Consider the following 13351-nt stretch of genomic DNA (forward strand, 5'->3'; position numbering starts at 1 on the left):
GCTATTAGGGTCGGAAAGCTTGAAGTACAGGGTGTTTATTTTGCCTTGTTTTGCTTGCCGCGATGGCGGAGCCACAAGCTCACCGAGGCCATAATCGCAAAGGCGCAAATTACACCTAGGCTATTGGCCAGCAGATCCTGAGGTGAGGCAACCCGTCCCGGTGCCAAGCGCTGGGCGACCTCTAATAGGCCGCTATAGGCTATCACCAGGACTGCCCCTATCAGTCTCCAGCGCATGCTGTTGGTCAGCGGGTAGGCCAGCGCCATCAACAAAAAATAGGCGCCAAAATGCTGGAATTTATCCCAAATACTCAGAGGGATAGGGGAGCTACCGGCAGGCACCAGCGACAGCGCTGCAATGAGTGCGGCGTAGATCAACAATAAGCTTACGCGCTGCCAGCGCTTCAATGTCATGTGCTTCCCCGGTAGTCGTCGGCCAATAGTGCCACAAGGCGCTTTTCAGCATCCTTTACGATGTCTTCGACCGGGACTTCGTCACCATAGTTCTCTAGAGGGAAGCGTTCGCTGTAAAAAGTGGCTGTGCTAAAGGGGTGGGGAATCTTGAACTTATCCCAGGTAGAGCTAATTCGCCACCCTTTGCATTGAACTCTGACCAGGTAAAGGGGGAGACCGGCTTTGCGGGCCAGCACCACAGCGCCGGGCTTCATCTCGTGCCGGGGGCCCCGGGAGCCGTCCACCGTGAACGCCACTGTGCGCCCCTTGCGGGCGGCCCTTAGTAATTGAAAAAACGCATCTTGGCCACCCCGGCTGGGCGAGCCCAGAGCGACTTCATAGCCATTGTGTTCGAGAGCTTTGGCAATGGCGTAGCCAAAGTGGTTTTGCGAGGCAATGGTGGTGATGTCCTGGTGACGGAAATGCTGGCAGAGCGCCAGCAGCTCGTCGTGGAACACCGCCATAACGCAGGGTTGCTCTATCGCCGGGGTATTGGCAAAGCGCAGGCTGCGGGTCAACAGAAACAACCCGTGCATTACGCCGATCAGCAATTGCCGGGCAAACTTCTGCCCCGGACCGATTACCTTGGGTTTGCGCGGGCGCCGGCGTTTCTTCTTGGGCTGGGTCTTGGGTTGTGTCTGTTCCATCTGGCCGGTGTCAGCCCAAGGATTTTTCGCCAGAAGTCACCGTCTGGAAGATCAAGGTGTTGATGGTCATGGGGCCAACGCCACCGGGGACCGGAGTAAGGGCGCTCGCTTTGTCGTGCAGAGGGGCCAGCTCGATATCGCCGACACCGCCGGGGTGGTAACCGGCATCGACAACCACCGCGCCCTCTTTGATCCACTCAGCCTTGATAAACTCGGGTTTGCCCACCGCGCCCACCACGATATCGGCCTGCTTGATCAGCTCTGGCAGGTTGCGGGTCCGGGAGTGGCAGATGGTCACCGTTGCGTTGGCCTGCAGCAGCATCATCGCCATGGGTTTGCCGAGAATCGGGCTGCGACCCACCACCACGGCGTGTTGCCCCTCCAGAGGAATCTCGTAGTGCTCCAGAATGCGCATAATGCCTTTGGGAGTGGCGCAGCCGTAGGCTTCTTCGCCCATGGCCATGCGGCCAAAACCGAGACAGGTGACGCCGTCGACGTCTTTCTCCAGCGAGATGGCGTCAAAGCATGCCCGCTCATCGATTTGCTCTGGCACCGGATGCTGCAACAGAATGCCGTGAACGTTGGGGTCGCTGTTGAGCTCGTCGATTTTGGCAAGCAGCTGTTCGGTGGTGGTGCTGGCGGGCATCTCCACCGCCAGGGAGTCCATGCCCACCCGGCGACAGGCGTTGCCCTTCATCTTGACGTAGGTGGCTGAGGCGGGGTCGTCACCCACCAAAATGGTGGCCAAAATTGGTGTTTTGCCCGCCGATTTTTCTTTGATAACCGCGACCCGCTTGGCCAGCTGTTCTTCCCAGCTTGCCGCCAGCGCTTTACCGTCGAGGATGCGTGCAGTCATTGCCTATACCTTTTAATCACGTCACTACGAAAGAGGGCGGTATTGTCGCACGGGGGATGCGGCCAGGCCACTGACTACTATAAGATTTTTACCAAAATACGTTGACGAGGCAGGGGTGCCTGCGTATCATGCGCAGCTCCTGTAGCGGGGCATATGGGTTACGTCTCGGGGTATAGCGCAGTCTGGTAGCGCGCCTGCTTTGGGAGCAGGATGTCGGGAGTTCGAATCTCTCTACCCCGACCACTTTCGATAACCCTAAACAGGCGGTGTTGCGCCCGTAGCTCAGCTGGATAGAGCAACGGCCTTCTAAGCCGTCGGTCACAGGTTCGAATCCTGTCGGGCGTGCCATTACAGGAAACCCATCTCAATGGTGGCCGTAGCTCAGTTGGTAGAGTCCAGGATTGTGATTCCTGTTGTCGCGGGTTCGATCCCCGTCGGCCACCCCATTTCTTTTATCCCGATTTAGGGATGTTAAGTCAGCGTGTTTTTTCAGAGTGCCAAGTCGATGGTTTGCTGCGGTGAACGATTTCGCTGTACTGTGGCCTAGGATTACAGGCAGGCGAGGTAGGACTTAACGGCTTTTTCCAGGCCCATTTCGATGGCGTCGACGGTAAACGCGTGACCAATCGAGACTTCCAACAAGTCTTTTACGCTGCTGCTAAATAGCATCAGGTTGTGGAGGTTGAGATCGTGGCCGGCGTTGAGCCCAAGGCCTATCTCTGCGGCCACGTCGCTGGCATCTATAAATGTTTGCAGCACCTGATCCTGGTCATTGCTGCCAAAGGCGCTGGCGTAGGGGCCAGTATAGAGCTCAATGCGGTCGGCGCCAATTTCACGGGCTAGTCTGATTTGCTCTTCCACCGGGTCCATAAACAGGCTGACCCGCACCCCCAGCTCATGTAATTCCTCGATAATAGGCAACAGGCGCTCGCCGTCCCGGGTCAGATCGAAACCGTGGTCAGAGGTCAGTTGGCTGTTGGTGTCGGGTACCAGGGTGCACTGGGCGGGCCGGGTCTTGCGAATGATGTTGAGAAAACCCGGGTAGTCACTGACCCCGGGGCGATCGCTTTTCATAGGGGCAGCAAAGGGGTTGCCCTCAATGTTGAACTCCACATCCAGCATCGCGGCCAACTCATAGCAGTCGTCGGCGCGAATATGACGCTGATCGGGGCGGGGGTGCACAGTAATGCCGTGGGCGCCCGCCGCGACACACCGCGCGGCATGTAAGGGGACGCTGGGGTACTCGGTATCCCTGGAGTTGCGGATCAACGCAATTTTGTTGAGGTTGATGCTAAGTGCAGTCATGGCTGGGCCTCGCACCCATTCAGTGCGGTGACGTCGATTGGTCGGCAGCGACGGTTACGCTCTCGATCAGGATGGGCTCTACCGGCAGGTCGTCAAAGCCACCGTAGGCGTGGGTCTTTGAGTTCGCAATATCCCGCACCACGTGCTGGCCGTCAATCACCTCGCCAAATACCGCGTATCCGGCTCGTCCGGCGCGGGCATCCAGTGACAGGTTCATGCGCATATTGATAAAGAACTGGGAGCGGGCGCTGTCGGGGTCGGCAGTGCGAGCCATCGCCACGGTCCAGCGGTCGTTGCGCAGGCCGCTACTTTTGGCCTCATTGACGATCGGCTCGCCATTGGGCTTTTCCACCAGGTCTTTAGTGTAGCCGCCACCCTGAACAGCAAAACGGCGAATTACCCGATGAAAAATGGTGTTGTCGTAAAAACCGCTGCGGGCATAGCCGAGAAAATTGGCCACGGTAACCGGTGCTTTATCGGGGTAAAGGGCCAGCACAATATCGCCTTGGCTGGTATGCAGCGTGACCTGAGGCCGCTTGTCTGCCTCGGCCAGCGAAACGGTGCTGGTGAGTAGCGTCAGCAGCAGAAACAGGCTGAGTCTGGTCCCGGCTCGGGGCATCATCCTACACCCACTCCGAGCGCTTCTTGGGCATCATTCGCGGCACAATCAGGGTGATCATTACGCCGATTAGCACGGCAAAGGCGCCATTTAAGAAGAATTCGTTTTCTTTGTTCTCCCGCAGCCGGGCGTTATCGGTTCTGAGCACGTCGACTTCGCTGGAGAGCAACTGGTTGCTTTCCAATAAGCGGCGATTCTCTTCGTCGAGTTTAATGGCGTTGGAGGAGATGCGTTTGATTTCTTCCAGCTCCTGGGCGAGGGCGCTGTTTTCCTCTTTTAACTCGTTGATAACGCTGCTGTTTTGTTGGCTGGCCTGGGCGGAGTTGGCCAGTTTGTCTTGCAGCTCGCGATTTGCCTCGGTCAGCTCGACCACTTTGTTATGGGCGGCCCGCAGTTGGGTTTTGGCAGCGGGGGATTCATCCAGGTAGTGGGAGGGCAGCCAGCCCTCCAGCCCGCCTTTGGTGCGGACCTGGGACCAATCGCCCTCGGAGTTAATCACTTGTAGTTCAGTGCCGCTGGGCAAGCCTCGATGGACAATGCGATGCTTGGTGGTGTTGCCCACCCGCAGCGGCACATAGACAGTATCGGTGATATAGCGTGTTTGCGACCACGCCTGCGCGGCGGCTAGGGTGGCGAAACAAAGCACGAGCAGGGGGAATAATTTCTTCACTGAAATTTCCACGTTAATAAATGGCTGTAACTAGTTAACTCACAAGAGTAAAGCAGTTCTACGGGTAGTTCAATTGATGGTCCTGCCACAGAGATCGGCCGTTAACGGGGCGCAGCGCGAGGTCTTAGGGCAGTACTTTCTTGTAGGGCTTCACCACCACCCGCTGATAGACACCCGCCGTGATATAGGGATCGGCGTCTGCCCACTGCTGGGCCTCGTCGAGGGAAGAAAACTCAGCCACTACCAGACTGCCAGTAAAGCCGGCTTCACCGGGATCTTCACTGTCGATAGCCGGGTGGGGGCCCGCCAATACCAGGCGGCCTTCTGCCTTGAGCTGCTCTAAGCGCGCGATATGGTCAGCTCTGGCACCCTGGCGTTTTTCCAGGCTGTTTTCGACGTCTTCACTGATGATGGCGTAGAGCATGGCGGTCTCCTGTTGTGGGCTGGCTGAGGCTGTGTGCGGGGTTTGGCGTTTTACTGGTGACGAAAAATCTGTTCCAACTCCAAATCAGTCAGGCGTTTGATTTGGCGAAATAAATAGAGCAGCGCGCCCATCATCACCAGGGTGCAGGGCAGGGCAATGACCGGAAAGCTTAAACCGGTCATCTTGCCCAGTTCAGCACTGTATTCAGGGGTACCGGGCGGACTCACCAGAAGAATTTTGGCAAGGGCGTAGTTCAGCACCGAGGACAGAAAGAACGATCCGGCCACCATATAGGTAGCCCGGCGCAGTGCCAGATCGAAGTCGCGTTGGCATTGCCGCTGAGCCAGGGCGTCGCTGACTTTGTCGGTGTCGATAATGTCGTCGTTGAGCAGTAATGTGCGGATCAGTGGGTAGCGGGTGTACATGGAGGCCAGGGTCGCCAAGCCGATGATGGCGGGAATCGCTGCTTCCTTAATCGCGATATATTTGGGATCGAGCTCCATCAGGCTGATGCCGCCGGTAAGCAAAATGCTGATAAAACCCAGTGCAGAAAACACATTGGCGCGACGGGTTTTGATAAAATCCCAGGCACCGAAGGCCAGCGGAAAGGCCAGGGCGATGGCGATACTCAGGGAAGCGCCCAATTCGTCCTCATCGCTGAGCTTGGTCATGATCAGCGTGGGAATCACGATATTGAATAACAGATTGGTGACAACACTGTGGCGTTGTTGCCGAGGAGCCTGTTCCGGCATGCTTTGTCCTGTATGCTGTTCGGAGTGGGGTGGTTAATGCAGGCCGACACTATAGCCGCTTTGGCGTCAGCCCACTACTGCCGGTTGCGGCGTACAGCCAATAACGCTGCATTCACAAATTTGGGGAGAGCCCTTTTTGATAGTTGATTTACATACCCACACCACCGCCTCTGATGGTAGTCTCACCCCGGCCGAGCTTATTCAGCGGGCTCGGGGCCGTGGTGTTGAGTTGCTGGCCATTACCGATCACGACACCCTGGCGGCCTACGGGGAGTTGGCAAGCTCCCAAACTGGCGGGATGCAGATGGTCGCCGGCCTGGAGCTGTCGTGCACCTGGAATGGCGTCACCATTCACATTCTGGGTTTGGGGGTCGATCTGGATAGTGAGATCATCAATCAAGCGGCAGACAGCCAGCGACTGGCCCGCCAAAGCCGGGCACAAGAGATCGGTCGACGGCTGGAAAAGAAAGGGTTGTCCGGAGTGTATCAGCAGGTCGCGGACGCCGCGGATGGCCGGGCAATCGGTCGCCCGGACTTTGCTAAAGCAATGGTGGAATTGGGCATGGTGAATTCAGTGGCCGATGCCTTTGACCGCTACCTGGGTAACGGCAAGATTGGTGACGTTAAGGCCATGTGGCCGACCATGTCAGAAGTGGTTACCTGGATCGTCGAGGCCGGCGGCACCGCGGTGCTGGCCCATCCCACCCAATACAAAATGACCAATGCCAAGCTGCGGCGTTTTCTTGGCGAATTTGTCGACGCGGGCGGCGATGGCTTGGAAGTGTGCAACGGCCGTCCACCGGAAGTCGAGATTCGCTATTTGCGGGAGCTGTGTCGGGAGTTCGATCTTGCAGCCAGTGCCGGCAGTGACTTTCACCAGCCCAACCCCTGGTGCGACCTCGGCTGTGACAGCAGCGTCATCGGTCAGTGCCGCCCGGTGTGGCAGCGCTGGCTAAGTGTGGGCGGTGAACCTTCAGGAGTCTCTGCACCATGACACAATTTTTTCAGATCCATCCGGAAAACCCCCAGGCGCGACTTATCAAGCAAGCGGCGGATATTGTCCGACAGGGTGGCGTCATTGCCTATCCCACAGACTCTGCCTACGCCTTGGGTTGTCACCTCGGTGATAAAACAGCCCTGGAGCGGATCAGGGCAATACGGCGACTGGACAAGAATCACAATTTTACTCTGGTGTGTCGGGATTTATCCGAGCTGGGTAATTATGCCCGAGTCGACAATTCGGCCTTTCGAGTACTGAAAAACCTGATACCCGGCCCTTATACCTTCATCCTCAAAGCCAGCCCTGAAGTCCCCAAACGGCTGGCCCACCCCAAGCGCAAGAGTATCGGCTTGCGGGTGCCGGACAATCAAATCTGCCAGGATTTGCTGGCAGAGCTCGGCGAGCCGCTGATGAGCGTCAGTCTGATCCCCCCGGACGACGATCTGCCGATGACCGATCCCTACGATATCCGCGATACCCTCGGTCATCAGCTCGACCTGGTGATCGATGGAGGCTACTGCGGTTTGGAGGCCACTTCGGTGGTGGATTTAGTGGACGATGTACCGGTAATCGTCCGCCGCGGCCTGGGAGACGTGAGTCTGTTTGACGATGCTCTGTGATGGCGGAGCGGATAGCCGTATAATTGCGCCTTTGCTCGACAACACCAGCGAGGACGCGAGTGCAGGACGATAACATCCGCGAGGCGGAGATCAGTGACAACAGCGAGGAGGCGGTAGCCAATCAACCCGCCCCAGCGCCGCTGGAGCCGCTGAGCGATCAGCCGGAGGTGATGGAAATCGTCAGTCTGCAGGCCTTGCGCCAGCTACCGCAACAGGGTGAAATGCCCTTCGCGGTGGTGCAGGGCAAGCCCATCACCGAGCTCCCCAAAGACCTGTATATTCCCCCTGAAGCGCTGGAAGTTTTTCTGGAGGCCTTTGAGGGGCCGCTGGACCTATTGTTGTATCTGATCAAGCGGCAAAACCTCGATATTCTGGAAATTAACGTTTCCCAGATCACTGAGCAGTACATGCAGTACGTCAACATGATGAATGCTATGCAATTCGAGTTGGCGTCGGAGTACCTGTTGATGGCGGCGATGTTGGCCGAAATCAAATCCCGCATGTTGCTGCCGCGCTCATCGGAAGAGCTCGATGAAGAAGAAGACCCTCGGGCTCAACTGATTCGCCGTCTACAGGAGTACGAGCGCTTCAAGCAGGCGGCTGAGAATCTGGACGAGCTGCCCCGAGTGGGGCGCGAGGTTCACCTGTCCGAGGTGGAGCCGCCGCCATTGGAGAAGACCCGGCCGGAGCCGGAGGTGGATCTGCGGGAACTGGTGATGGTGCTGGGGGAAGTACTGCGCCGGGCCGACCTGTTTGAAAGCCACCAGGTGGAGCGGGAAAAACTGTCGACTCGGGAGCGCATGTCGGAAGTGCTGGCGCGGCTCAAGGGCCAGCAAGGCTTTATGCCCTTTGTCACCCTGTTCCGCGCGGAAGAAGGGCGGCTGGGGGTGGTAGTAACCTTCCTGGCGGTTATGGAATTAATCAAAGAATCATTGGTGGAGATTGTCCAGTCTGAGCCTTTTGCGCCCATCCATGTAAAAGCGAAGACCGGTTGACTATGGAACAGCAACAGCTAAAACGCGTACTTGAAGGCGCCCTGCTGGCGGCAGGACGGCCACTGGAACTCAAACACCTGGCCGAACTATTTGAGGATGATGAACGTCCCGATACCGTCGATCTCCAGGATGCCCTGCTGGACATTCAGCGCGACTGCGAGGGGCGCGGTTATACCCTTAAGCGGGTTGCCAGTGGCTACCGTTTTCAGGTCGTGGAAGAGGTCGCGCCCTGGGTGGGCCGGCTGTGGGAGGAAAAGCCCCAGCGCTACTCCCGGGCCATGCTGGAAACCCTGGCACTGATTGCCTATCGGCAGCCCATCACCCGCGGCGATATCGAGGATATCCGCGGTGTGGCGGTGAGCTCCCATATTATCAAGACCCTGCAGGAGCGGGAGTGGGTGCGGGTGGTTGGCCACAAAGACGTTCCCGGACGGCCGGCCATGTACGCCACCACACGCAAATTTCTCGACTACTTCAATCTCAGCAACCTGGACGAGCTACCCAGCCTGGCAGAGATCGCCGATCTGGACTCGCTGAACGGAGAACTGGCCTTGGGCGACGACAGCGTTGACCCGGCTGCTGAGGCGGCGAACACTGATCAAGCCGAAGCCGAAGCCGAAGCCGAAGCCGAAGCCGAAGCCGAAGCCGAAGCCGAAGCCGAAGCCGAAGCCGAAGCCGAAGCCGAAGCCGAAGCCGAAGCCGAAGCCGAAGCCGATCCAGATGGATCTCCCTATCTGGAGAACGGCCGCTGATATGACCACTACTGACGAGAAACTACAAAAAGTCCTGGCCCGTGCCGGCCTGGGTTCCCGCCGAGAAATGGAGCGGGCCATCAGCGACGGCCGGGTAAAGGTCAACGGTAAAACTGCCAGTCTGGGGGACCGGGTCGACCCCGCCGCTCGCATAGCCTTTGATGGTCGCGCGATAAAAACCGCGTCGCCAGCGGCCAAGCGCCCCCGGGTACTGCTGTATAACAAGCCCGAGGGCGAAATCTGCAGTCGCAAGGACCCCGAGGGCAGGCGTTCAGTATTCGATCGTCTGCCTCGCCTGAAAGGTGAGCGTTGGGTCTGTGTGGGCCGTTTGGACTACAACACTACGGGCTTGTTGCTGTTTACCACCGACGGCGAATTGGCCAATAAGCTCATGCACCCCTCTACCGTTATCGAACGGGAATACCTGTGCCGGGTGATGGGAGTGGCAACCGAGGACAATATGCGGGCCCTGGTCAAAGGTGTGGCCCTGGAAGATGGGGTGGCACGATTTACCGATATTGTTGACGGTGGCGGTGAAGGCATCAATCACTGGTACTACGTGGTGATCATGGAGGGGCGCAACCGGGAGGTCCGGCGATTGTGGGAATCACAGGGCCTGCAGGTTAACCGCCTCAAGCGGGTGCGCTATGGCAATGTCTTTATCCCCTCTAAGGTTAAGGTCGGGCAATGGACCGAGCTGGCCCCCAAGGAAGTGAAAGACGTCTACGCCATGGCTGGGATCGCCCCGCCCGATGAGGTGGAGAGTAGTGCGGTGCCTGAAAAACGAAAAAAGGCCCGTTAGGGCCTTTGTCTCGTTGTTCGATGTTGGAGTGAACTTGTAAGTAGCGGGGTTAGTGAAACGCTTGCTTCTGCAGCGCGGTGGCGGTGTCGATGCCGTCCCACAGGTCGGAGCGGCCTTCCCGCCAACCTGACATCCATTCGTGTTTCATTTTGGGTTGGCTGTGGGGACACAGCGCTTTGTTCCGTCCTCCGATGCCGGCTTGATAACCACGTTGGTACGCACGCTCAGTCATATCGCGTTTCTGTCTTTTCATAGGGCAACTGCCTCCATTGGTTCAACGTGTTGCTGCATTGCTTGGCTGCTTTGTTCAGTTGTATGGCCGCTGTTAAGTGTCACAGTTGTGATACCGTCTAACGGCCTTGCAACTCCCTTGCACCTCGTCAAGGCGGTCCCGGCGTTCCGGCGTTCCGGCGTCCCGGGGCGTCCTAGTGAGAGTGGGGCTGGGGAAGCCCACCCGTCGTTGAGGTAACCATCAGCGGCGAGGGATACCGCGTAAGCCGCTGCAAATCCATGAAAGCAAATATTCACACTTTTCGTCGAAGACCTTTTTTTCATAAAACTGACATCTTTTAGATAAAGCGCGTATAAACAAATTATCTGTTTGATTACTAAGTCTTTTTACAAGGCACTACGGCCAACCGAGGATCTATGAAGCAACATCTCGCCCTAAATATCACCTGCCCCAAAGGCCTGGAAGGTCTACTTGCCGACGAGTGCAAGGCGCTTGGGGCCGAGGTTGGACGGGAAACAGTCGGGGCGGTTAGCGTGTCGGCGCCTCAGGAAGTTACCTATCGCTTGTGCCTGTGGTCGCGGCTGGCCAACCGGGTATTGCTGCCCTTGAATGACTACCCCTGCCACGATGCAGATTCCCTCTATGCGGGTATGAAGGCAATTGACTGGAGCGCCCATGTGGCGGCGGGGGGCACCATCTCGGTGGATTTTGCAGGCAGCAACCGGGAAATCCGCAACAGTCACTTTGGTGCCCTGCGTTGCAAAGACGCGGTGGTGGATGCGTTTCAGGAGCGGGGCCTGGATCGCCCTTCGGTGGACAAACAGCGCCCGGATTTGCGCATCCATGTGCGGCTTCGCAAGGGGCGGGCAGTGGTTGCCATCGATTTTTCCGGTGAAAGCCTTCACCGCCGGGGCTACCGACAGGCCGGTGCCATGGCGCCCCTAAAGGAGAACCTCGCGGCGGCCTTATTGCTGCGGGCAGATTGGCCGGGTATCGCTGCCAGGGGAGGGGCGCTGATCGACCCACTCTGTGGCTCCGGGACCTTGTTGATAGAGGGCGCGATGATGGCGATGGATATCGCGCCGGGACTGCAGCGGCGTTACTGGGGCTTCAGTGGCTGGCGCCAGCACCGGCCTGATATGTGGCAGCGCATTTTAGAGGATGCCCAGCGCCGGCAGGCCGTGGCCATGACTCGCCAGTGGCCGGAGATTCGCGGTTACGACGCCGGCGGCAAAATACTGGCCCAGGCTCAGGACAATATTGATCGTGCCGGGCTGCAAAGCCAGGTCCGGGTCAGCCGTCGGGAATTGGCCAATCTGACCCGGCCCACCCACCGTGAAATGAACTTTGGCTTGGTGATCTGTAATCCTCCTTATGGTGAGAGGTTGGGTGACGAGGCCGAGTTGGTCCACCTCTATCGACATCTGGGGCAGCGGCTGTTGGCGGAGTTTGAGGGTTGGCAGGCGGCGGTGTTTACCGGTAATCCCTCACTGGGCAAGCGCATGGGTTTGCGCAGTCGTCGCCAATACCAGTTTCTTAACGGCACCCTGCCCAGCAAGCTGCTGTTGTTTGATGTGAATGCCGACAACGCGGTAAAGGAACGCACCTCGGCCCAAGGGCAACCCGAGGCTGTGGCACCAAAACTCAGTGCCGGCGGTGAGATGTTTGCCAACCGCCTGCGCAAGAATCTCAAGCAATTACAAAAATGGCGCAAGCGTGAAGATGTCAGCTGTTACAGAGCCTACGATGCCGATATGCCAGAGTATGCCGTAGCGGTGGATGTGTATGGCGGTGCTGTGCACATCGCTGAATATGCGGCGCCGTCTTCCGTCGATGAAGACAAAGCCCGGCAGCGGCTGCGGGATACGGTAGAGGCTTGTGCCCAGGTATTTGAACTTCCCGAGACCAAGATCGCCATCAAAGAACGCCGTCGACAACGGGGCACTGAGCAGTACCGCCGTCAGAGCGAAACCGGCGAGTTCCTGGAGGTTGAAGAAGGGCAGGCCAAGCTTTTGGTAAACCTGCACGACTACCTGGATACGGGCTTGTTTCTGGATCACCGGCCGGTGCGCTTGGATATAGCCAAACGCGCTGCAGGCCAACGCTTTTTGAACTTATTTTGCTACACCGGGGCGGCGACGGTTCACGCCGGTGTCGGCGGCGCTCGTCACAGCACATCGGTGGATATGTCCAATACTTACCTGCAATGGGCGCGCCGCAACCTGTCTCTCAATGGTCTAAGCGAGGTGCGGCATCGCACGGTGCGAGCCGACTGCCGGCAGTGGTTGGCAGAGTGTGACGAAGAGTTTGATTTAATCCTGCTCGACCCGCCGACCTTTTCCAACTCCAAGCGTATGGAGGATGTGTTGGATATTCAGCGGGATCATGTCGCGCTGATTGAGGGGGCAATGGCCCGTTTGTCGGCACAGGGGCTGCTGATCTTTTCCAATAATCGCCGGGATTTCCAGCTCGACGCTGCAGTAACAGAGGGGTTTTGTGTTGAGGACCGAACGTCCTGGTCGCTGGACGAAGACTTTAAACGGCGCAAAAAACCAATCCACTATTGCTGGTACATCACCCATCGCTAGAGACGGCTTTGGTGCTGCTTAAAATGTTGTGACAGTAAGAATGGTGTAAGTAAAAAAAGCATAAAAAACGGCGCCCTCGGGCGCCGCTCACATCATCGCTTGATGCCGGGTGCACCGGCAGCAGCATTTAGATGACGTTTACATTGGCCGCTTGAGGGCCTTTTTGGCCGGCTTGAACTTCAAACTCAACCGCTTGGCCTTCGGCCAGGGTTTTGAAGCCAGAGCCGTTAATAGCGCTGAAGTGAACAAATACATCGGGGCCGGATTCCTGCTCAATGAAACCAAAACCTTTAGTCTCGTTGAACCATTTTACTTTACCGGTGGTTGTGGACATGAGTTTAACCTCGTTGTGCAAAAGTAGTTGCCTGAATTGGCGTTAGCTGAAATAGGCAGGGTAGTTATGAAACAGAACGAGGTACTTAAAACGACTTCGTGGTGCTTTTACATAAAACCGAGCTGCATCTATAGCCAGCACGTTATTTATACACAGTCTCCACGCTCAGAGGAAGCGGTTTAGGGGCCGAAATAGTGAATTTTTTGTTGCTGAGAAAGGTTTTAAAGCAATTTGTCAGCTCGGCTTTATTAAACATTCTGGGTCATTGCGAGAACTTGCCGCGGTGTTTTTCTGCGCTTGTCG

General features: G+C 57.3%; 16 protein-coding genes and 3 tRNA genes. 9 read left to right on the top strand and 10 right to left on the bottom strand.

What is annotated here, in order from left to right; all coding sequences use genetic code 11:
• Nucleotides 1-35: 35 nt before the first annotated feature.
• The 3 genes from I6N98_RS08085 to folD are packed head-to-tail and all read right to left on the bottom strand — an operon-like array spanning nucleotide 36 to nucleotide 1955.
• Entirely contained in the window at nucleotides 36-413 is a 378-nt protein-coding gene (locus I6N98_RS08085; protein ID WP_198571271.1) for a VanZ family protein, read from the bottom strand.
• On the bottom strand, nucleotides 410-1099 hold the full coding sequence (locus tag I6N98_RS08090) for a lysophospholipid acyltransferase family protein (protein ID WP_198571272.1): 690 nt from the start codon (nucleotides 1097-1099) through the stop codon (nucleotides 410-412). The genes I6N98_RS08085 and I6N98_RS08090 overlap by 4 nt, the downstream gene beginning before the upstream one ends.
• Before the next feature lie 10 nt (nucleotides 1100-1109).
• Complete coding sequence (gene folD, locus I6N98_RS08095; protein WP_198571273.1) at nucleotides 1110-1955, bottom strand: bifunctional methylenetetrahydrofolate dehydrogenase/methenyltetrahydrofolate cyclohydrolase FolD; 846 nt, start codon at nucleotides 1953-1955, stop codon at nucleotides 1110-1112.
• Between the two features lie 166 nt (nucleotides 1956-2121).
• Here folD and I6N98_RS08100 point away from each other — a divergent pair.
• The 3 genes from I6N98_RS08100 (at nucleotide 2122) to I6N98_RS08110 (ending at nucleotide 2401) form a co-directional block, all read left to right on the top strand.
• Nucleotides 2122-2198, top strand: a tRNA-Pro gene (locus I6N98_RS08100).
• Nucleotides 2199-2226: 28 nt separating this feature from the next.
• Nucleotides 2227-2303 (top strand) — tRNA-Arg (locus I6N98_RS08105).
• 22 nt (nucleotides 2304-2325) lie between these two features.
• Nucleotides 2326-2401, top strand: a tRNA-His gene (locus I6N98_RS08110).
• A gap of 103 nt (nucleotides 2402-2504) precedes the next feature.
• On the opposite strand, the gene I6N98_RS08115 is transcribed toward I6N98_RS08110, so the two are convergent.
• From I6N98_RS08115 to I6N98_RS08135, 5 genes are all read right to left on the bottom strand, one after another.
• On the bottom strand, nucleotides 2505-3260 hold the full coding sequence (locus I6N98_RS08115; protein WP_198571274.1) for a pyridoxine 5'-phosphate synthase: 756 nt from the start codon (nucleotides 3258-3260) through the stop codon (nucleotides 2505-2507).
• A gap of 19 nt (nucleotides 3261-3279) precedes the next feature.
• Nucleotides 3280-3882, bottom strand: a complete 603-nt coding sequence (locus I6N98_RS08120; protein ID WP_232787510.1) for a peptidylprolyl isomerase — start codon at nucleotides 3880-3882, stop codon at nucleotides 3280-3282.
• A gap of 1 nt (nucleotide 3883) precedes the next feature.
• Nucleotides 3884-4549 (bottom strand): TIGR04211 family SH3 domain-containing protein, encoded by a 666-nt coding sequence (locus tag I6N98_RS08125; protein ID WP_198571275.1) that lies wholly within the window; start codon nucleotides 4547-4549, stop codon nucleotides 3884-3886.
• A gap of 124 nt (nucleotides 4550-4673) precedes the next feature.
• Nucleotides 4674-4973 carry a YciI family protein gene (locus I6N98_RS08130; protein ID WP_198571276.1) on the bottom strand — a complete coding sequence of 100 codons (300 nt, stop codon included), beginning with the start codon at nucleotides 4971-4973 and terminating at the stop codon, nucleotides 4674-4676.
• A 50-nt stretch (nucleotides 4974-5023) separates the two neighbouring features.
• Nucleotides 5024-5725, bottom strand: a complete 702-nt coding sequence (locus I6N98_RS08135; protein WP_198571277.1) for a VC0807 family protein — start codon at nucleotides 5723-5725, stop codon at nucleotides 5024-5026.
• Between the two features lie 136 nt (nucleotides 5726-5861).
• Between I6N98_RS08135 and I6N98_RS08140 the strand changes: the two genes are divergently transcribed.
• The 5 genes from I6N98_RS08140 (at nucleotide 5862) to rluB (ending at nucleotide 9894) form a co-directional block, all read left to right on the top strand.
• Entirely contained in the window at nucleotides 5862-6719 is an 858-nt protein-coding gene (locus I6N98_RS08140; protein ID WP_198571278.1) for a PHP domain-containing protein, read from the top strand.
• Nucleotides 6716-7345 (top strand): L-threonylcarbamoyladenylate synthase, encoded by a 630-nt coding sequence (locus tag I6N98_RS08145; RefSeq protein ID WP_198571279.1) that lies wholly within the window; start codon nucleotides 6716-6718, stop codon nucleotides 7343-7345. The genes I6N98_RS08140 and I6N98_RS08145 overlap by 4 nt, the downstream gene beginning before the upstream one ends.
• 170 nt (nucleotides 7346-7515) lie before the next feature.
• A complete protein-coding gene (locus I6N98_RS08150; protein ID WP_232787574.1) occupies nucleotides 7516-8340 on the top strand; it encodes a segregation and condensation protein A in 825 nt (274 codons plus the stop codon).
• Nucleotides 8341-8342: 2 nt separating this feature from the next.
• Entirely contained in the window at nucleotides 8343-9092 is a 750-nt protein-coding gene (gene scpB, locus I6N98_RS08155) for an SMC-Scp complex subunit ScpB (protein ID WP_232787511.1), read from the top strand.
• 1 nt (nucleotide 9093) lies between these two features.
• On the top strand, nucleotides 9094-9894 hold the full coding sequence (gene rluB, locus I6N98_RS08160) for a 23S rRNA pseudouridine(2605) synthase RluB (protein ID WP_198571281.1): 801 nt from the start codon (nucleotides 9094-9096) through the stop codon (nucleotides 9892-9894).
• Nucleotides 9895-9943: 49 nt separating this feature from the next.
• On the opposite strand, the gene rmf is transcribed toward rluB, so the two are convergent.
• Nucleotides 9944-10147 (bottom strand): ribosome modulation factor, encoded by a 204-nt coding sequence (gene rmf / locus I6N98_RS08165; RefSeq protein ID WP_198571282.1) that lies wholly within the window; start codon nucleotides 10145-10147, stop codon nucleotides 9944-9946.
• A gap of 395 nt (nucleotides 10148-10542) precedes the next feature.
• Between rmf and rlmKL the strand changes: the two genes are divergently transcribed.
• Nucleotides 10543-12714 (top strand): bifunctional 23S rRNA (guanine(2069)-N(7))-methyltransferase RlmK/23S rRNA (guanine(2445)-N(2))-methyltransferase RlmL, encoded by a 2172-nt coding sequence (gene rlmKL, locus I6N98_RS08170; protein WP_198571283.1) that lies wholly within the window; start codon nucleotides 10543-10545, stop codon nucleotides 12712-12714.
• Nucleotides 12715-12841: 127 nt separating this feature from the next.
• On the opposite strand, the gene I6N98_RS08175 is transcribed toward rlmKL, so the two are convergent.
• Nucleotides 12842-13048, bottom strand: coding sequence for a cold-shock protein (locus I6N98_RS08175; RefSeq protein WP_198571284.1), 207 nt, complete (start codon nucleotides 13046-13048; stop codon nucleotides 12842-12844).
• Nucleotides 13049-13351: the final 303 nt, after the last annotated feature.

It is taken from the genome of Spongiibacter nanhainus (assembly GCF_016132545.1).
Lineage (GTDB): Bacteria > Pseudomonadota > Gammaproteobacteria > Pseudomonadales > Spongiibacteraceae > Spongiibacter > Spongiibacter nanhainus.